Here is an 18149-nt window from a genome sequence, read left to right as displayed (position 1 = left end):
TTGCCGGTCAGTGGCCGAGGGCGGCGGCGGTCTTGGATGCGGCGATCTTGGCGGCGGTGGCGGCGGCGGCTTCGGAGGCGCCGTCGCGCGCGGCCGCGGTCCTGATCGCCTCCTGGTAGCTCTGCACGAGTGCCGTCACCGAGGCCGCCGACATGTCGATCACCGGCTTCGGGTAGACGCCGAACCAGATGGTCAGGACGATCAGCGGCGCGAAGATCGCGATCTCGCGCGGCTCGACGTCGCGGATGGCGGCCAGCGACGGCTTCTCCAGCGCCCCGAACACCACCTTTCGGTACAGCCACAGCGCGTAGCAGGCCGACAGGATGATGCCGAAGCTGGCGAAGAAAGCCACCCAGGTGTTGACCCGGAACGCCCCCATGAGGGTGAGGAACTCGCCGATGAAGCCCGAGGTGCCCGGCAGGCCGACATTGGCGAGCGTGAAGATCATGAAGATCGTCGCGTAGACCGGCATGCGGTTGACGAGGCCGCCATAGGCGGCGATCTCGCGGGTGTGCATGCGGTCGTAGATGACGCCGACGCAGAGGAACAGCGCGCCCGACACGATGCCGTGCGAGATCATCTGGAAGACGCTGCCGGCGACGCCCTGCGTGTTGCCGGTGAAGATGCCCATCGTGACGAAGCCCATGTGGGCGACCGACGAGTAGGCGATCAGCTTCTTCACGTCCTCCTGCATGAGGGCGACGAGCGACGTGTAGACGATCGCCACCACCGAGAGCACGAACACCATCGGGGCGAAGAACTCCGAGGCGTCCGGGAACATCGGGATGGAGAAGCGCAGGAAGCCGTAGCCGCCCATCTTCAGCAGGATGGCGGCGAGGATCACCGAGCCGGCGGTCGGCGCCTCGACATGGGCGTCCGGCAGCCAGGTGTGCACCGGCCACATCGGCATCTTGACCGCGAACGAGGCGAAGAAGGCGAGCCACGCCCAGGTCTGCAGCGAGCGCGGGAAGTCGTGCTCCAGCAGGGTCGGGATGTCGGTGGTGCCGGCGTTGCCGTACATCGCCATGATGGCGAGCAGCATCAGCACCGAGCCGAGCAGCGTGTAGAGGAAGAACTTGAAGCTCGCATAGACCCGGCGCGGGCCGCCCCACACCCCGATGATCAGGAACATCGGGATCAGGCCGCCCTCGAAGAACAGGTAGAAGACGACGACGTCGAGCGCCGCGAAGGTGCCGACCATCATGGTCTCGAGCACCAGGAACGCGATCATGTACTCCTTCACCCGGCGCTGGATCGGCTTCCAGCTGGCGACGATGCACAGCGGCATCAGGGCCGTGGTGAGGATCACGAAGGGCAGCGAGATGCCGTCGACGCCGACATGGTAGCTGATCGTGCCGGCGAGCCAGGGCTGCTTCTCGACGAACTGGAACTCGGGCGAGCCCGGGTCGAAGCGCCAGACCATGACGAGCGACACCGCGAAGGTGATCACCGTGGTCCACAGCGCGATCCAGCGCGCGTTGCGCTTCACCGAGTCGTCCTCGGCGCGCAGCAGCATGATCAGGATCGCGCCGAGCAGCGGCAGGAAGGTGGTGACGGAAAGGACGGGCCAGCTCGTCATCACCGGGCTCCCCAGATCATGAACCACGTCACCAGCGCCGAGACGCCGATCAGCATGGCGAAGGCGTAGTGGTAGAGATAGCCGGTCTGCAGCCGGACGACGTTGCGGGTGACGTCGATCACCCGGGCCGAGATGCCGTCGGGCCCGAGGCCGTCGATGACGGCGCCGTCACCCTGCTTCCACAGGGTCCGGCCGAGCCACATCGCGGGGCGCACGAAGATCGCGTCGTAGAGCTCGTCGAAGTACCACTTGTTCAGCAGGAACAGGTAGATCGGCTTGAGCCCCCGGGCCAGCGCCCGCGGGATCGACGGCGCCTTGATGTAGAACAGCCAGGCGACCAGGAAGCCGCCGACCATCATGACGGTCGGGAGATACACGACGGTCGCCGGCACGTGGTGCATCTCCTCGAGGATGTCGCCGACCACCAGCGAGTTGCGGAAGAACTCCTTCACGCCCTCGCCCGCGAAGGCGTTCTTGAACGGCAGCCCGGCCAGGATCGACCCGGCGGCCAGCACGCCGAGCGGGATCAGCATGGCGAGCGGGCTCTCGTGCGCCTTGTCGTAGTGGTGCCGGTCGTGCGGCTCGCCGTGGAAGGTCTTGAAGACGAGGCGCCAGGAGTAGAACGAGGTCAGCGCCGCCGCCGCCACGGTGCACACGAAGGCGTAGAGCGCCATCGGGTTGTGGCCGGCGTGCTCGCTCGCGAAGGCGGACTCGATGATGGCGTCCTTGGAGAAGTAGCCGGCGGTCAGCGGGAAGCCGGTGAGGGCCAGGGTGCCGACCAGCATCATGAAGTAGGTGAACGGGATCTTCCGGCGCAGCCCGCCCATCATCCGGATGTCCTGCTCGTGGTGCATGGCGACGATCACCGAGCCCGAGCCGAGGAACAGGAGCGCCTTGAAGAAGGCGTGGGTGAACAGGTGGTACATGCCGACCGAGTAGGCCCCCACCCCCATCGCGACGAACATGTAGCCGAGCTGCGAGCAGGTCGAGTAGGCGACGATGCGCTTGATGTCGTTCTGCACGAGGCCGATCGTCGCCGCGAACAGCGCCGTGGTGGCGCCGATGAAGGTGACGACGGCGAGCGCCACCGGTGCCAGCTCGAACAGCGGCGACAGGCGGGCGACCATGAACACGCCGGCCGTCACCATGGTGGCGGCGTGGATGAGGGCCGACACCGGCGTCGGGCCCTCCATGGCGTCCGGCAGCCAGGTGTGCAGCAGGAACTGCGCCGACTTGCCCATCGCGCCCATGAACAGCAGCAGGCAGATGACGGTCAGCGCGTCGAGGTCCCAGCTCAGGAAGTGGATCGTCTTGCCGACGAGCGACGGGGCCTGGGCGAAGACGGTGTCGAAGTCGACCGCCTGGGTCATCACGAACACGGCGAAGATGCCGAGCATGAAGCCGAAGTCGCCGACCCGGTTGACCACGAAGGCCTTGATGGCGGCGGCGCAGGCGGACGGCTTCTTGTACCAGAAGCCGATCAGCAGGTAGCTGGCGAGGCCGACGCCCTCCCAGCCGAAGAACAGCTGCACCAGGTTGTCGGCCGTCACCAGCATCAGCATGGCGAAGGTGAACAGCGACAGGTAGCCGAAGAAGCGCGGCCGGTCCGGATCGTCGGCCATGTAGCCGATCGAGTAGAGGTGGACGAGAGCCGACACGGTGGTGACCACCACCAGCATGACCGAGGTGAGGGAGTCGACGCGTAGCGCCCACTCGACCTTCAGGTCGCCGGACAGGATCCACGGGGCGATCGCCTCGCGCACCTCCGCCCCGCCGAAGCCGACGCGGGCGAAGGCGATCCACGACAACGCCATGGAGACGAACAGCAGGACGGTCGTCACCACCTCGGCGGCGCGCGAGCCCGGCGCGGCCGGCTCGGCGGCGTGGTGGTCGTCGTGCGCGTGCGCGCCGTGGGCGCCGTGCGAATGCTCGTCGTGGGACACCGCGACGGCGGCGTGGCTGCCGTGCGGCGTCGGGGCGCCGTGGCCGTGCGGGTCGGCGTGGTGGTCCTCGTCGGGCGACGGGTAGCCGCCCGGATGGAGCGAGCGGGCGCCGACGACGGCGATCGCGGCGGCGATCAGGAAGCCCAGCAGGGGCAGGAAGACGATGGCCTGGTACATCGCGCCGCTCAGCCCTTCATGAGGTTGATGTCCTCGACCGCGATCGAGCCGCGGTTCCGGAAGAACACGACCAGGATGGCGAGCCCGATGGCCGCCTCGGCGGCGGCCACGGTGAGGATCAGGAGCGCGAACACCTGCCCGACCAGGTCGCCCAGATGGGTCGAGAAGGCCACCATGTTGATGTTGACGGCGAGCAGGATCAGCTCGACCGACATCAGGATGATGATGACGTTCCTGCGGTTGAGGAAGATGCCGAAGATCCCGATCGTGAACAGGATCGCGGCGACCGCGAGATAGTGGCCGAGGCCGATGGTCATGCGGCGGTCCCCCTCACAGCCCCTGCCCCGGCCGGACGTTCCGGAGCTCGATGATGGCTTCCTTCCGGCGCAGCAGCTGGTCCGGGATCGACTGCCGCTTGACTCCGGGCTTGTGGCGCAGCGTCAGCACGATGGCGCCGATCATGGCGACCAGGAGCACGAGGCCGGCCGCCTGGAAGAAGTAGACGTAGCGCGTGTAGAGCACGAGGCCGAGCGCCTCGGCGTTGGTGATGCCGGTCGGGATCGGCAGGCCGGTGGTCTTCGGCAGGCCGGGGCCGATCGCCCAGGCGCCGGCGATCAGCAGCAGCTCGACCAGCAGCACGACCCCGATCAGGGCGCCGATCGGCAGGTAGTTGCCGACCCCGCGCCTGAGCTCCCGGAAGTCGACGTCGAGCATCATGACGACGAACAGGAACAGCACCGCGACGGCGCCGACATAGACGACCACCAGGATCATGGCCAGGAACTCGGCGCCCATCAGCACGAACAGGCCGGCCGCGTTGACGAAGGCCAGGATCAGGAACAGCACCGAATGCACCGGGTTGCGCGACGCCACCACCATCACGGCGGAGGCCACGCAGACGCCGGCGAAGAGATAGAAGAACAGCGCGGGGATCATGGGGTCGCCCTTGTGGTGGGGCACGGGACGATCGAAAGAGGCGACTCGCTCGCCGCGAGCACGGCCTGCTCCCTCCCCCCTCGTGGGGGAGGGTTGGGGTGGGGGGTGGCCACGAGCACCGAGCCAGCGGCCTGCCCCCTCTCCGGTCGCCGCTTCGCGGCGGCGTCCCTCCCCCACGAGGGGGGAGGGAACCAAGGGGAGAAGCCCGTCGCGGCTCCGGTTCCGAACTCGATCGTTCCGCCTGCGTTCATCCCGCTCACCGGTACGGCGCGTCGAGCGCGATGTTCTGGGCGATCTCCCGCTCCCAGCGGTCGCCGTTGGCGAGCAGGCGCGCCTTGTCGTAGTAGAGCTCCTCGCGGGTCTCGGTGGCGAACTCGAAGTTCGGCCCCTCGACGATGGCGTCCACCGGGCACGCCTCCTGGCAGTAGCCGCAGTAGATGCACTTCACCATGTCGATGTCGTAGCGGGTGGTGCGCCGCGTGCCGTCGTTGCGGCGCGGGCCCGCCTCGATGGTGATGGCCTGGGCCGGGCAGATCGCCTCGCACAGCTTGCAGGCGATGCAGCGCTCCTCGCCGTTCGGGTAGCGGCGCAGCGCGTGCTCGCCGCGGAAGCGCGGCGACAGCGGATTCTTCTCGAACGGATAGTTTATGGTCGGCTTCGGCTTGAAGAAGTAGCGCATCGACAGGCCGATGGCCTGCACGAACTCCCACAGGAAGAGCTGCTTGGCGGCGAGGTCGAGTCTCATCGGGGGGTCCTCACTTCGGCGCCAGCCCGGTGTACTGCAGCACCCCGGCCACGATCACGACCATGACGAGGGAGATGGGCAGGAACACCTTCCAGCCGAGCCGCATGAGCTGATCGTAGCGGTAGCGCGGAACGAACGCCTTCACCAGGGCGAACATGAAGAAGACGAACAGCACCTTGAGGGTGAACCAGATCACCCCGGGCACCCAGGTGAAGGGCGGGAACGGGATCGGCGACAGCCAGCCGCCCATGAACAGGATGACGCACATGGCGCACATGGTGGTGATCGCCACGTACTCGCCCAACATGAACAGCACGTAGGGGGTCGAGCCGTACTCGACCATGAAGCCGGCGACCAGCTCGGACTCGGCCTCGACCAGGTCGAAGGGCGGCCGGTTCGTCTCGGCCAGCGCCGAGACGAAGAAGATGATGAACATCGGGAACAGCGGCAGCCAGTACCAGCCGAGCAGGCCCCACTGAGTGTCCTGCGCCTTGACGATCGCGGTCAGGTTCAGCGAGCCGACGCAGAGCAGCACCGTGATGATGACGAAGCCGATCGAGACCTCGTAGGACACCATCTGGGCGGCGGAGCGCAGCGACGACAGGAAGGCGTATTTCGAGTTCGACGCCCAGCCGGCCATGATGATGCCGTACACGCCGAGCGACGAGATCGCGAAGATGTAGAGGATGCCGACATTGATGTCGGCCACGGCCCAGCCCTCCGCCACCGGGATCACGGCCCAGGCGGACAGCGCCAGCACGCAGGTGACGATCGGTGCCAGGATGAACAGGCCCTTGTTGGCCCCGTCCGGGATGATCGGCTCCTTGATGGCGAACTTCAGCATGTCGGCGAACGACTGCAGCAGTCCCCACGGCCCGACCACGTTGGGGCCGCGCCGGATCTGCACGGCCGCCCAGATCTTGCGGTCGGCGTAGAGGATGTAGGCGATGGCCGTCATCAGGATCAGCAGCACGGCGACGCTGTGCACGACGATCAGGAGGAGCGGCCAGAGATAGTTGGTCCACAGCTCGGCCATCGGGGGCTACTCCGCGGCGCGCAGCGCGGCGGAGCCCTGGGCGAGTGCGGAGCACTCGGCCATGACGGCGGACGCGCGGGCGATCGGGTTGGTCAGGTAGAAGTCGGTGATGGTCGGGGCGAAGGGCGCCGCGTCGACGCTGCCGGCCCGCGAGGCGAGCCGGTGCACGTCGTCGGCGCTCGCCGGCGTGATGCGGTCGATCCGCTGCAGATGGGGATGCGCCTTGAACAGCGCGGCCCGCAGCGCGGCGAGACTGTCGTAGGGCAGCTTGCGGCCGAGCACGTCGGACAGCGCGCGGAGGATCGCCCAGTCCTCGCGGGCGTCGCCGGGCGGGAAGGCGGCGCGCAGGCCCATCTGCGGCCGGCCCTCGGTGTTGACCCAGATCCCGGACTTCTCCGTGTAGGCGGCGCCCGGCAGGATCACGTCGGCCCGGTGGGCGCCGCGGTCGCCGTGGGTGCCGATGTAGACCACGAAGGTCTCGGGCGCGACCTCGATCTCGTCCGCGCCGAGCAGGACCAGCACGTCGAGGGTGCCGAAGGCCGCCATCCGGGCGGCGTCGAGACCGCCCTGCCCCGGCACGAAGCCGATGTCGAGGCCGCCGACCCGCGAGGCCGCGGTGTGCAGCACGCCGAAGCCGTTCCACTCGTCGGTGACGGCCCCGGCCGCCACGGCCGCCTTGGCGGCGAGCGCGGCGACCGCCGCCCCGTCGGGCCGCGCCGTCGCGCCGGCGCCGAGCAGCAGCATCGGCCGCTCGGCCGCCGAGAGGATCGGGGCGAAGTCGCCCTTGCCGGCGGCGAGGTCGGCGAGCGTGTCCGGGCCGGCGCCGAGATAGTGCACCGGATAGGTGAGGTCGACGCGCGGGCCGATCAGGCCGACCGCGAACGGCCCCATGCGCCAGCGCTTGCGGATGCGGGCGTTGAGGACCGCCGCCTCGCGCCGCGGATCGGCGCCGACCACGACCAGCGCGTCGGCCTTCTCGATGCCGGCGATGGTCGGGTTGAACAGATAGGTGCCGCGACCGAGCGCCGGGTCGAACGCCGCGCCGTCCTGGCGGCAGTCGATGTTCGCCGAGCCGAGCCCGGAGAGCAGCTCCTTGAGCGCGAACATCTCCTCGACGGTCGCGAGATCGCCCGCGATGGCGCCGATGCGGCCCGGGCCGGTGGTGTCGATCCTGGCGGCGATCGCCTTGAACGCCTCCGCCCACGAGGCCGGCCGCAGCCGGCCGTTCTCGCGCACATAGGGGCGATCGAGGCGCTGGACCCGCAGCCCGTCGACGACGTGGCGGGTCTTGTCTGAGATCCACTCCTCGTTCACGTCCTCGTTGAGGCGCGGCAGGATGCGCAGCACCTCGCGGCCGCGCGAGTCGACCCGGATGGCCGAGCCGACCGCGTCCATCACGTCGACCGACTGGGTCTTGGACAGCTCCCACGGCCGCGCCGTGAAGGCGTAGGGCTTGGAGGTGAGCGCACCGACCGGGCAGAGGTCGACCACGTTGCCCTGCAGCTCGGAGGTCAGCGCCTGCTCGAGATAGCTGGTGATCTCCATGTCCTCGCCGCGCCCGATGGCGCCGAGCTCGGGCACGCCGGCCACCTCGGTGACGAAGCGCACGCAGCGGGTGCACTGGATGCACCGGTTCATCGAGGTCTTGACCAGGGCGCCCAGGTACTTGTCCTCGACGGCCCGCTTGTTCTCCTGGAACCGCGAGGAGTCGACCCCGTAGGCCATCGCCTGGTCCTGCAGGTCGCACTCGCCGCCCTGGTCGCAGATCGGACAGTCGAGCGGATGGTTGATCAGCAGGAACTCCATCACGCCTTCGCGCGCCTTGCGGACCATCGGCGAGCGGGTCTCGACCTGCGGCGGCTCGCCGTTCGGGCCCGGCCGGCAGTCGCGCACGCCCCAGGCGCAGCTGGCGACGGGCTTCGGCGAGCCCTTCAGCTCGACCAGGCACATGCGGCAGTTGCCGGCGATCGACAGGCGCTCGTGGAAGCAGAAGCGCGGAATCTCGGCGCCCGCCGCCTCGCACGCCTGCAACAGCGTGTATTCGGGCGGGACGTCCACTTCGATGCCGTCGACGACGATCTTGGTCATCGCGCTTCCCTTGTCCTCTCCATCGTCACGCCCCGCCCGGTGCCGGGCATCCATGATCCGAAACCGTGGACGGCCGGGACGAGCCCGGCCATGACGTCAAATCCCCTGCCTACGCGTCCGATGGCTCGAGCCGGCGCTCGACGCGCTCCAGTCTCTGCTCGAACCGATCCATCCGGCGATACACGCCCGCGAAACCGTCCTCGATCGCCGTCACCCGAACCTTCAGATCGTGAAGGTCCTGGGCCATGCGCCCGGTCCGCTCGTCGATGCGACGCAGCGGGACGAGCATCGGGCTTTCGGGAGCGTCGGCCATCGCCCTACTCCGCCGCCTCGGCGACCGTGTCGGGATCGCGCACGCCCTCGTCGTCGGGACGCCCCGCGTACTCGTCGATGCGCTTCTCGATCTCGTGGCGGAAATGGGTTATCAGGCCCTGGATCGGCCACGCCGCGGCGTCGCCGAGGGCGCAGATGGTGTGGCCCTCGACCTGCTTCGACACCTCAAGCAGCATGTCGATCTCGCGCTTGTGCGCCCGCCCCTCCGCCATCCGGGAGACGACGCGCCACATCCACCCCGTCCCCTCGCGGCACGGCGTGCACTGACCGCAGCTCTCGTGGCGATAGAAGTAGGAGATGCGCGCGATCGCCCGGACGATGTCGGTCGACTTGTCCATCACGATCACGGCGGCGGTGCCGAGACCCGACTTCAGCTTCATCAGCGAGTCGAAGTCCATCGGCAGGTCGTTGCAGAGATCGGCCGGCAGGCAGCGCACCGAAGAGCCGCCCGGGATGACGGCGAGCAGGTTGTCCCAGCCGCCGCGCACGCCGCCGGCATGGCGGTCGATCAGCTCCCGCAGCGGAATGCCCATCTCCTCCTCGACGTTGCACGGCTTCTCGACGTGCCCGGAGATGCAGAAGAGCTTGGTGCCGGTGTTGTTGGGCCGGCCGATGGAGGAGAACCACGACGCGCCGCGCCGCAGGATGGTCGGACCGACCGCGATGCTCTCGACGTTGTTGACCGTGGTCGGGCAGCCGTAGAGGCCGACATTGGCCGGGAACGGCGGCTTCAGCCGCGGCATGCCCTTCTTGCCCTCGAGGCTCTCCAGCAGCGCCGTCTCCTCGCCGCAGATATAAGCGCCGGCGCCGTGATGGACGTAGAGCTCGAAGTCGTAGCCGTGGATGTTGTTCTTGCCGATCAGCCGGGCCTCGTAGGCCTGGTCGATCGCCGCCTGCAAGCGCTCGCGCTCGCGGATGAACTCGCCGCGCACGTAGATGTAGCCGGCGCTGGCGCCCATGGCGAAGCCGGCGACCAGGCATCCCTCGACGAGCAGATGCGGGTCGTGGCGCAGGATCTCGCGGTCCTTGCAGGTGCCTGGCTCGGACTCGTCGGCGTTGACGACGAGATAGCTCGGCCGGCCGTCCGCCGAGGTCTTCGGCATGAACGACCATTTGAGGCCGGTCGGGAAGCCGGCGCCGCCACGGCCGCGCAGGCCGGACGCCTTGATCTCGTTGATGATGCCGTCGCGCCCCTTCTCCAGGAGCGCCTTGGTGCCGTCCCAGGCGCCGCGCTTGCGCGCGCCCTCGAGCCCCCAGTCGTGGAGGCCGTACAGATTGGTGAAGATGCGATCGCGATCGTGCAGCATCATTCCCGCCTGGTGGTCTTGCGGCGCTTGGATCCGTCGCCGACCGGCGGCTTCGGGGTGCCCTCGTCACGCACGTTGGCGGCCTCGCCCGGCCGCTTGGCGTCGGCATCGGCGAGCGCCGGCTCCTTCGCGGGCGCCGGCCCGCCGGTCCCGACCTCGCCGGTCAGCGTCGTCGGCCCGCCGACCGGTGCCGAGAACTGCCGGTCGATCTGCGGTCCGGTCTTCACCTCGCGACCCGCCGCCAGATCGTCGAGCAGCCTGGAGAAGTTCTCCGGCGTCAGATCCTCGTAGTAGTCGTAGTTGATCTGGGCCATCGGGGCGTTGACGCAGGCGCCCAGGCACTCGACCTCGACCCAGGAGAAGGTGCCGTCGGCGGAGACGTGGTGCTCGTCGCCGATCTTCTCCTTGCAGACTTTCTTGAGCGCGTCGGCGCCGCGCAGCACGCAGGGCGTGGTGCCGCAGAGCTGGACGTGGTGCCTGCCGACCGGCTCGAGGTTGAACATCGTGTAGAAGGTCGCGACCTCGAGCACCCGGATGGTCGGCATGCCGAGCAGCGCCGCGACGTGCTCGATCGCCTTCTGCGGCACCCAGCCGCCGGCCTGCTCCTGGGCCCGCCACAACAACGGGATCACGGCGGAGGCCTGGCGCCCTTCCGGATACTTGGCGATCTGGCCCTTGGCCCAGTCGAGATTCTCGGCCGTGAAGGCGAACTCCTTCGGCTGCTTCTCGGCGGGAGCGAGACGACGGACGGCCATCTAGTGGATCTCCTTCGCAGCCGGAGCCGGCCCGAGCAGCGACGCGACCGCGACCGTGATGCCGGGCGGGTCGAGCACGATGTCGCCATCCTTGACGATGCGGGTGTCGATGGTGCCTTGGTCGTTGCGACGGTGATGGATGACGGTCCGCTTTTCCGAGAACACGATCAGATAGTGGCGGATCGTCGGAACGACGAAATAATCGATGAACTTGGTCTGCACGTCGTCGCGCTCGCTCGACGGCGACACCACCTCGACGACGATGCACGGCGCCTCGATCAGCATCGAGTCGAGATCGACGTCGCCCCCGCACTGAACGGCGGCATCGGGCTCGCGGACGGTCCGCTCGTCGATCGCCACACTGGCTCCGTCGGTGAAGACCGTGCAAGGCACTCCGGCGCGGCGGACCGCTTCGCGCAGGGCGATAGCGACCTCGAGCTTCACCAGGTTGTGGCGATTGCGTTCCGGCGACATGGCGACGACCTTCCCATCGACCAGCTCGTAGCGGTCGGTCTCGGGCTGCCGCTCGCTCCAGGCCAGGAACTCCGGCACCGTCATGGGGACCGAGGGAAGCGGCGCGTTCATCGGTCGACCTCCCCGAACACCAGGTCGAGCGAGCCGATGATGGCGGTCATGTCGGCCAGCATGTGGCCCTTGCTGATGTGGTCGATCGAGCTCAGATGGGCGAAGCCGGTCGCCCGGATCTTGCACTTGTAGGGCTTGTTGGTGCCGTCGGACACGAGATAGACGCCGAGCTCGCCCTTGGGCGTCTCGGCGGCGGCGTAGACCTCGCCGGCCGGGACATGGAAGCCCTCGGTGTAGAGCTTGAAATGGTGGATGAGCGACTCCATCGAGCGCTTCATCTCGCCCCGCCGCGGCGGCGTGATCTTGTTGTCCTCGGCGAGCACCGGCCCCTGCCCGTCCGGCTGCTTCAGCTTGGCGAGGCACTGGCGCATGATGCGGATCGACTGCCGCATCTCCTCCATGCGCACCAGGTAGCGGTCGTAGCAGTCGCCGTGCTTGCCGACCGGGATGTCGAACTCCATCTCGTCGTAGCACTCGTAGGGCTGCGCGCGGCGCAGGTCCCAGGCACCGCCGGCGGCCCGCACCAGCGGCCCCGAATAGCCCCAGCCCCAGCACTCGTCGAGCGTCATGATGCCGATGTCGACCATGCGCTGCTTGAAGATGCGGTTCTCGGTCAGCAGCGCGTCCAGATCCGCGATCATGTCGAGGCACGGATCGCAGAACGCCTCGATGTCGTCGAGCAGCTTCTGCGGGACGTCCTGGTGCACGCCGCCGGGCCGGAAGTAGTTCGCGTGCATGCGGGCTCCCGAGGCGCGCTCGTAGAAGCCCATGATCTGCTCGCGGAACTCGAAGCCCCACAGCGGCGGCGTCAGCGCGCCGATGTCGAGCGCGCCCGTGGTGATGTTGAGGATGTGGTTCTTGATGCGGGTCAGCTCGAGGAACAGCACCCGCAGGAGCTGGCCGCGGCGCGGCACCTCGAGACCGAGCAGCTTCTCGATCGCCATGCAGAAGACGTGCTCCTGCGACATCGGCGACGAATAGTCGAGGCGATCGAAATACGGGATCGCCTGCATGTAGGTCTTGTACTCGATCAGCTTCTCGGTGCCGCGATGCAGGAGCCCGACATGCGCGTCGGCCCGCTCCACCACCTCGCCGTCGAGGTCGAGCAGCAGCCGCAGCACGCCGTGCGCGGACGGATGCTGCGGACCGAAGTTGATCGTGAAGCTACGAACCGAAGTCTCGGCCATTTCGACCCTCTAAACCCCGGCGGCCTGCGCCGCGCGCGCCTTCTCGCCCACCCGGGCATTGAACTTGTCCCACGCGACGACCACCCGCTCGTGGCGGCCCTCGCCGATCGCGTCGACCCCGTCGTGCGCCCTGACCCGGAAGCCGAGCTTGCGGCCCTCGACCGAGACGCACTCCGCCTCGACCGTGACGGTCAGGCCGGGCGGCGTCGCCGCCAGGTGGCTGACGTCGATGTGGGTGCCCAGGCTGCCCTCGCCCGCATCGAGATGCGGGGCGAGGAGCTGGACGCAGGTCCACTCCATCAGCCCGACCATGAAACCGGTGGCGAACACCTCCGGCATGGCCTGGAACTCGGGCGCCTCCGGATAGAGGTGCGGCACCGTCTTGCTCGCCGGAACGGCGAACGAGAAGCGATGCGTCAGCCCGGGCTGAAGGGTGGGTTTCATGCTCGATCCGGCCCTCACTTCGCCTTCTCGTCGCCCGGCAGCACGTAGTCGGTCCCTTCCCAGGGCGACAGGAAGTCGAAGTTGCGGAACTCCTGGCCGAGCTGCACCTTCTCGTAGACGACCCGCTTCTGCTCGTCGTCCCAGCGCACCTCGAGGAAGCCGGTGAGCGGGAAGTCCTTGCGCAGCGGATGCCCTTCGAAGCCGTAGTCGGTGAGGATGCGGCGGAGATCCGGATGGCCCTCGAACACCACGCCGTAGAGGTCGAACGCCTCGCGCTCGAACCAGTCGGCGCCCGGGAACACCGAGATGATCGACGGCACCGGCGTCGTCTCGTCGGTCTCGGTCTTGATCCGCACCCGCCAGTTCCTGGTCGGCGAGAGCAGATGGTAGACCACGTCGAAGCGCTTCGCGCGCTGCGGCCAGTCGACAGCCGTCACGTCGACGAAGCCGACGAAGGCGAACTCCGGATCGTCGCGCAGCCGTGTCGTCACCGCGACGATCTCGGACGCCTTCGCCGTCACGGTGAGCTCGCCCACCGCGACCGTGTAGCCCGTCACCGCGCCGGGCAGCGCGCGCAGGATGGCCTGTCCGAGCTCGTCGAGCCTGTCCACGACGACCTTGTCGTCCATGACGCTGACCTCGCGCCTATCGTTCGATTGTGCCGGTACGGCGGATCTTCTTCTGGAGCAGCAGCACGCCGTAGAGAAGCGCCTCCGCGCTCGGCGGGCAGCCCGGGACGTAGACGTCCACCGGGACGATGCGGTCGCATCCCCGCACCACCGAGTAGGAGTAGTAGTAGTATCCGCCGCCGTTGGCGCAGGAGCCCATGGAGATGACGTAGCGCGGCTCCGGCATCTGGTCGTAGACCTTGCGCATCGCCGGCGCCATCTTGTTGGTCAGCGTGCCGGCCACGATCATCACGTCGGACTGGCGCGGCGAGGCACGCGGCGCGAAGCCGAAGCGCTCAAGATCGTAGCGCGGCATCGCCGCGTGGATCATCTCGATGGCGCAGCAGGCGAGGCCGAACTGCATCCACATCAGCGAGCCGGTGCGGGCCCAGTTGATGATCTCGTCGGTCGCCGTGACGATGAAGCCCTTGTCGGCGAGCTCGTCGTTGACCCCGACGAAGAACGGATCGTCGGCGCCGACCGGCTTGCCGGTGCGCGGGTCGAGAACTCCGGTCGCGGCGGGCGCCACCAAGGTCCGGTCGGCTTGGGTCCGATCGGTCAGTCCCATTCGAGGGCTCCCTTCTTCCATTCGTAGACGAAGCCGATGGTCAGGACTCCGAGAAAGACCATCATCGACCAGAAACCGAACAAGCCGATCTCGCCGAATGCCGCCGCCCAGGGAAAAAGGAAGGAAACCTCGAGGTCGAAAATGATGAACAGGATGGAGATGAGGTAGAATCGGACGTCGAATTTCATGCGGGCGTCGTCGAATGCGTTGAACCCGCATTCATAGGCCGAAAGCTTCTCCGCGTCGGGATTCTTGTGGGCGAGCAGGAACGGCGCGACCATCAGGCCGAGCACGATGACCAGCGAAATGCCGATGAACACCACGATGGGCAGATAGTCGAGCAGCAAGGCGTTCATTCGAGACCCCTGATCGCGATCGACATCCCGACGGGAGGGAGGTCCCTGCCGGCGGTCGTTTTCGTGTTTCTGGTCCCGGACGGCTCCAGTCCGGTCATCCCCGCTGTGCCCGCGTCGCGGCCGCTCGGTCCTGCTTTTGAGCGGTTCCAGGGCGGTGTCGCGTGACGCTTACCGCAGTGCCCCCACGGCCGCAAGCGGCGCCGATGCCACAAGAAGTGGCAGCGGCCTTGCAGCGGCGGACCGGTCGCCCGGGCGGTGGCGTGGAGGATGGCGGCGGGCGCCCGGGAGACCAGAAAATAGACACGTCCGTCGGCTTTTCCAGCCGGCGGCGAGAGATTTTCGCAGCGCCGGCCGCGGCTGCCGGACCGGCACCGCGACGATGGTGCCTCGATCCAGAACGCCGCGATGCTGCGGTGCGGTGCGCGCCGAATCAGGCGCCGCGGCCGATCGAACCCGCGGTCCGGCGACGCCCGCCCCGCCCCTGCCCCGCGGCCGGGTCACTCCGCGGCGCTCGCGACCGCCCCGGCGGCGGTCAGGTCGAGCACGACCTTGCACAGGCCCGGGTCCTCGGGATCGTGCTCGATGCGGAAGCCGAGATCCGTGCACATGCGGAGCATCGTGGTGTTGTCGCGCAGCACCTGGCCCTCCACCTCCGCGAGTCCCTCGGCCCTGGCGTAGTCGATCATCCGCTGCATCAGGATCCAGCCGAGCCCGCGCCCCTTGAGGTCGGAGCGCACCAGCACGGCGTACTCGCCCTTCTGGTAGTTCGCGTCGGAGTGGATGCGCACGCCGCCCAGCATCTCGCCGGTGCGCTCCTCGATGGCGACGAACGCCATGGCGCGGGCGTAGTCGATCTGTGTCATGCGGGCGATGAAGGTGTGGCTGAACTCCTTCACCGGGGCGAAGAACCGCAGCCGCAGGTCGTTCTCGCTGACGTGCCTGAAGAAGTCGAGATAGAGGTTCTCGTCCTCCGGGCGCACCGGGCGCAGCAGCACCGGATGGCCGTCCCAGCCCGGAACATGCGTCTCCAGCTCCTTCGGATAGGGCCGCACCGCGAACCGGGTCCGCGCCCCGGCGGCGACCGGCGCGATGGTGACGCGGGCGTCGACCGCGATCACGCCGCTGTCGTCGGCCAGCACCGGGTTGAGGTCCATCTCGCGCACCTCGGGCACGTCGGCGAGGAGCTGCGACACCTTCACCAGCACCAGCTCGATCGCCTGCCGGTCGGCCGGCGGGACGTTGCGGTAGGCGCCGAGCAGCGGGCCGGCGCCGGTGCGGTCGATCAGATCGCGGGCGAGCTTCATGTCGAGCGGCGGCAGCGCCAGCGCCTTGTCGTTGAGCACCTCGACGGCCATGCCGCCGCGGCCGAACACCACCACGGGCCCGAACACCGGGTCGTCGGTGGTGCCGACGATCAGCTCGCGGGCCTTCGGCCGCACCACCATGGGATGGACCGTGACGCCGATCAGGCGCGCCTGCGGATGCGTCCTGCGGGCGCGCGTCAGGATGTCGTCGGCCTCGCGGCGGACCGCCTCCTCGTTGAGGATGTTGAGCCGGACACCGTCGATCTCCGACTTGTGGACGATGTCGGGCGACAGGATCTTGAGCACCACGGCCTGCCCCTTGGCGAAATACGGCCGGGCGGCGCGCGCCGCCTCGAAGCCGTTGCGGGCCAGGTGGCTCGGCGCGATCGGGATGCCGTAGGCGCCGAGCAGCGTCTCGATCTCCATCGGGTCGAGCCAGGTCTTGCCGGCGGCGAGCGCCCGGGTCACCACCTCGCGCGCCGTCTCGGTGTCGGAGACGAACTGGGTCGGGACGCTGGGCGGCGTCTCCATCAGCGAGTCGTTCGCCTCGCGGTAGCGGACGAGGTGCATGAAGCCGCGGATCGCCTCGGTCTCGCTGTCGTAATGCGGGATGCCGGCGGCGTCGAAGATGCGGGTCGCCTCGCCGCGGTCGCCGACCCACACGCACAGCACCGGCTTGCGGGTCATGCTGCGGGCGCGCTCGCGCTGGATCACCTCGACGACGGCGGCCGCCGACTCGGCCGGCGAGGCGAGGCCGGTCGGACAGTTCATCACCAGCACGGCGTCGTTGTCGCGGTCGGCGACCAGCTGCTCGAGCGCCGCCCGGTACCGCCTGGCGTCGGCGTCGCCGATGATGTCGACCGGGTTGCCGTGCGACCAGCTCTTCGGCAGCACCGCGTCGAGCTCGGCGATGCGCTTCTCCGACAGGGTCGCCAGCGTGCCGCCGAAGTCGACCAGCCGGTCGACCGCCAGCACGCCGATGCCGCCGCCATTGGTCAGGATGGCCAGCCGCTTGCCCTCGAACGGGCTGAGATGGCCGAGCGTCTCGGCGGCGGCGAACAGCTCGTCGAGGTCGAGCACCCGCAGCAGGCCGGCGCGCCGGAAGGCGGCGTCGTAGACGGCGTCGGCGCCGGCCAGCGCACCGGTGTGGGTGGCAGCCGCCTGGGCGGCGAGCGGATGGCGGCCCGACTTGACCACGATGACCGGCTTGACGCGGGCGGCGGCGCGGGCCGCCGACATGAACTTGCGCACGTCGGTGATCGACTCGACGTACATCAGGATGGCGCGGGTCTTGCGGTCGAGGGCGAAGTAGTCGAGCAGGTCGCCGAAGTCGACGTCGACCGCGTCGCCCATCGAGGCGACGGCCGAGAAGCCGATCGAGCGGCTGCCGGCCCATTCGACCAGGCTGGAGGCGATGGCGCCCGACTGCGAGATCAGCGCCAGGTCGCCGACCTTCGGCATGCGGGTGGCGAAGCTGGCGTTGAGCGCGAGGCTCGGCACCAGGACGCCGAGGCAGTTGGGGCCGAGGACGCGCAGGCCGTGCGGCCGCGCCGCCTGGGCGGTCGCCTCGGCGAGCGATCCCGGGCCGTGGCCGAGCCCCGAGGTGATGATGACGGCGGCCGGAATGCCGCGCGCGCCCGCCTGGGCGACGAGGCCCGGCACCTCGCCCGGCGGCGCCGTGATCACCAGCATGTCCGGGAGGCCGTCGAGCCTGTCGAGCCCGGCGACCGACGGCACCCCGTCGATCTCGGCATGGCGCGGGTTGACGAGCTGCAGCCTGCCCTTGAATCCGCCCTCGCGGATGTTTCGTAGAACAATACGGCCGAGCGAGAGGTCGCGCGGGCTCGCTCCGGCGAGCGCCAGCGACCTCGGGGCGAAGAGCGACTGAAGGCGGTAGGTGCTCATGAATTCGCCTCGTCTGGAACCTGGGGGCCGCGGCTGTCGGCCGCCCGGCGGAAGGGTCGTCGGCTCGATGCGACGAGCGCGCGGCACGACGCGACAGGGCTGCGACGCAAAAATACTGGCGGGATGCGAAAACAGAAAGGCGACGGACGCGAGGGAGGGGCGACAGGCTGTCTCGGGTGACCGACCACGCGGGGGACCTGCACTCGCACGACACCGGACGCGGCCGCCGGCGA

At 68.8% G+C, this 18149-nt stretch carries 17 protein-coding genes; all 17 read right to left on the bottom strand.

Annotated elements, in window-relative coordinates; translation table 11 throughout:
* Positions 1-7: 7 nt before the first annotated feature.
* Entirely contained in the window at positions 8-1579 is a 1572-nt protein-coding gene (locus J2S22_RS21445; RefSeq protein ID WP_272777340.1) for an NADH-quinone oxidoreductase subunit M, read from the bottom strand.
* Positions 1579-3699, bottom strand: a complete 2121-nt coding sequence (gene nuoL, locus J2S22_RS21440; RefSeq protein WP_272777339.1) for an NADH-quinone oxidoreductase subunit L — start codon at positions 3697-3699, stop codon at positions 1579-1581. Before nuoL ends, J2S22_RS21445 begins: the two co-directional genes overlap by 1 nt.
* Before the next feature lie 8 nt (positions 3700-3707).
* On the bottom strand, positions 3708-4016 hold the full coding sequence (gene nuoK, locus J2S22_RS21435) for an NADH-quinone oxidoreductase subunit NuoK (protein ID WP_272777338.1): 309 nt from the start codon (positions 4014-4016) through the stop codon (positions 3708-3710).
* 13 nt (positions 4017-4029) lie between these two features.
* A complete protein-coding gene (locus tag J2S22_RS21430; protein WP_272777337.1) occupies positions 4030-4635 on the bottom strand; it encodes an NADH-quinone oxidoreductase subunit J in 606 nt (201 codons plus the stop codon).
* Positions 4636-4891: 256 nt separating this feature from the next.
* A complete protein-coding gene (gene nuoI / locus J2S22_RS21425) occupies positions 4892-5380 on the bottom strand; it encodes an NADH-quinone oxidoreductase subunit NuoI (protein ID WP_272777336.1) in 489 nt (162 codons plus the stop codon).
* Positions 5381-5390: 10 nt separating this feature from the next.
* Positions 5391-6416, bottom strand: a complete 1026-nt coding sequence (gene nuoH / locus J2S22_RS21420; protein WP_272777335.1) for an NADH-quinone oxidoreductase subunit NuoH — start codon at positions 6414-6416, stop codon at positions 5391-5393.
* A 6-nt stretch (positions 6417-6422) separates the two neighbouring features.
* Complete coding sequence (gene nuoG / locus J2S22_RS21415) at positions 6423-8504, bottom strand: NADH-quinone oxidoreductase subunit NuoG (protein ID WP_272777334.1); 2082 nt, start codon at positions 8502-8504, stop codon at positions 6423-6425.
* A gap of 109 nt (positions 8505-8613) precedes the next feature.
* Positions 8614-8817 (bottom strand): hypothetical protein, encoded by a 204-nt coding sequence (locus tag J2S22_RS21410; protein WP_272777333.1) that lies wholly within the window; start codon positions 8815-8817, stop codon positions 8614-8616.
* Between the two features lie 4 nt (positions 8818-8821).
* Positions 8822-10144, bottom strand: a complete 1323-nt coding sequence (gene nuoF / locus J2S22_RS21405; protein ID WP_272777351.1) for an NADH-quinone oxidoreductase subunit NuoF — start codon at positions 10142-10144, stop codon at positions 8822-8824.
* Positions 10144-10899, bottom strand: a complete 756-nt coding sequence (gene nuoE / locus J2S22_RS21400) for an NADH-quinone oxidoreductase subunit NuoE (protein WP_272777332.1) — start codon at positions 10897-10899, stop codon at positions 10144-10146. Before nuoE ends, nuoF begins: the two co-directional genes overlap by 1 nt.
* Positions 10900-11484, bottom strand: coding sequence for a Uma2 family endonuclease (locus tag J2S22_RS21395; RefSeq protein WP_272777331.1), 585 nt, complete (start codon positions 11482-11484; stop codon positions 10900-10902).
* Positions 11481-12671 carry an NADH-quinone oxidoreductase subunit D gene (locus J2S22_RS21390; RefSeq protein ID WP_272777330.1) on the bottom strand — a complete coding sequence of 397 codons (1191 nt, stop codon included), beginning with the start codon at positions 12669-12671 and terminating at the stop codon, positions 11481-11483. Before J2S22_RS21390 ends, J2S22_RS21395 begins: the two co-directional genes overlap by 4 nt.
* A 9-nt stretch (positions 12672-12680) precedes the next feature.
* Positions 12681-13115 carry a thioesterase family protein gene (locus J2S22_RS21385; protein WP_272777329.1) on the bottom strand — a complete coding sequence of 145 codons (435 nt, stop codon included), beginning with the start codon at positions 13113-13115 and terminating at the stop codon, positions 12681-12683.
* Between the two features lie 14 nt (positions 13116-13129).
* Complete coding sequence (locus J2S22_RS21380; RefSeq protein WP_272777328.1) at positions 13130-13744, bottom strand: NADH-quinone oxidoreductase subunit C; 615 nt, start codon at positions 13742-13744, stop codon at positions 13130-13132.
* A gap of 16 nt (positions 13745-13760) precedes the next feature.
* Entirely contained in the window at positions 13761-14372 is a 612-nt protein-coding gene (locus J2S22_RS21375; protein ID WP_370878232.1) for a NuoB/complex I 20 kDa subunit family protein, read from the bottom strand.
* Positions 14342-14707: an NADH-quinone oxidoreductase subunit A gene (locus J2S22_RS21370; protein WP_272777326.1), complete on the bottom strand. Its 366-nt coding sequence runs from the start codon at positions 14705-14707 to the stop codon at positions 14342-14344. The genes J2S22_RS21375 and J2S22_RS21370 overlap by 31 nt, the downstream gene beginning before the upstream one ends.
* A 497-nt stretch (positions 14708-15204) precedes the next feature.
* Positions 15205-17916: a bifunctional acetate--CoA ligase family protein/GNAT family N-acetyltransferase gene (locus J2S22_RS21365; protein WP_272777325.1), complete on the bottom strand. Its 2712-nt coding sequence runs from the start codon at positions 17914-17916 to the stop codon at positions 15205-15207.
* Positions 17917-18149: the final 233 nt, after the last annotated feature.

The sequence above is a fragment of the Rhodoplanes tepidamans genome (assembly GCF_030813915.1).
Classification (GTDB): Bacteria; Pseudomonadota; Alphaproteobacteria; order Rhizobiales; family Xanthobacteraceae; genus Rhodoplanes; species Rhodoplanes tepidamans.
This window is presented reverse-complemented; position numbering and strand designations above follow the sequence as displayed.

What these genes read in the sequence shown, in the direction of transcription:
- J2S22_RS21445 (WP_272777340.1), bottom strand. Translation starts at nt 1,579, where the DNA reads ATGACGAGCTGGCCCGTCCTTTCCGTCACCACCTTCCTGCCGCTGCTC.
- nuoL (WP_272777339.1), bottom strand. Translation starts at nt 3,699, where the DNA reads ATGTACCAGGCCATCGTCTTCCTGCCCCTGCTGGGCTTCCTGATCGCC.
- nuoK (WP_272777338.1), bottom strand. Translation starts at nt 4,016, where the DNA reads ATGACCATCGGCCTCGGCCACTATCTCGCGGTCGCCGCGATCCTGTTC.
- J2S22_RS21430 (WP_272777337.1), bottom strand. Translation starts at nt 4,635, where the DNA reads ATGATCCCCGCGCTGTTCTTCTATCTCTTCGCCGGCGTCTGCGTGGCC.
- nuoI (WP_272777336.1), bottom strand. Translation starts at nt 5,380, where the DNA reads ATGAGACTCGACCTCGCCGCCAAGCAGCTCTTCCTGTGGGAGTTCGTG.
- nuoH (WP_272777335.1), bottom strand. Translation starts at nt 6,416, where the DNA reads ATGGCCGAGCTGTGGACCAACTATCTCTGGCCGCTCCTCCTGATCGTC.
- nuoG (WP_272777334.1), bottom strand. Translation starts at nt 8,504, where the DNA reads ATGACCAAGATCGTCGTCGACGGCATCGAAGTGGACGTCCCGCCCGAA.
- J2S22_RS21410 (WP_272777333.1), bottom strand. Translation starts at nt 8,817, where the DNA reads ATGGCCGACGCTCCCGAAAGCCCGATGCTCGTCCCGCTGCGTCGCATC.
- nuoF (WP_272777351.1), bottom strand. Translation starts at nt 10,144, where the DNA reads ATGCTGCACGATCGCGATCGCATCTTCACCAATCTGTACGGCCTCCAC.
- nuoE (WP_272777332.1), bottom strand. Translation starts at nt 10,899, where the DNA reads ATGGCCGTCCGTCGTCTCGCTCCCGCCGAGAAGCAGCCGAAGGAGTTC.
- J2S22_RS21395 (WP_272777331.1), bottom strand. Translation starts at nt 11,484, where the DNA reads ATGAACGCGCCGCTTCCCTCGGTCCCCATGACGGTGCCGGAGTTCCTG.
- J2S22_RS21390 (WP_272777330.1), bottom strand. Translation starts at nt 12,671, where the DNA reads ATGGCCGAGACTTCGGTTCGTAGCTTCACGATCAACTTCGGTCCGCAG.
- J2S22_RS21385 (WP_272777329.1), bottom strand. Translation starts at nt 13,115, where the DNA reads ATGAAACCCACCCTTCAGCCCGGGCTGACGCATCGCTTCTCGTTCGCC.
- J2S22_RS21380 (WP_272777328.1), bottom strand. Translation starts at nt 13,744, where the DNA reads ATGGACGACAAGGTCGTCGTGGACAGGCTCGACGAGCTCGGACAGGCC.
- J2S22_RS21375 (WP_370878232.1), bottom strand. Translation starts at nt 14,372, where the DNA reads ATGGAAGAAGGGAGCCCTCGAATGGGACTGACCGATCGGACCCAAGCC.
- J2S22_RS21370 (WP_272777326.1), bottom strand. Translation starts at nt 14,707, where the DNA reads ATGAACGCCTTGCTGCTCGACTATCTGCCCATCGTGGTGTTCATCGGC.
- J2S22_RS21365 (WP_272777325.1), bottom strand. Translation starts at nt 17,916, where the DNA reads ATGAGCACCTACCGCCTTCAGTCGCTCTTCGCCCCGAGGTCGCTGGCG.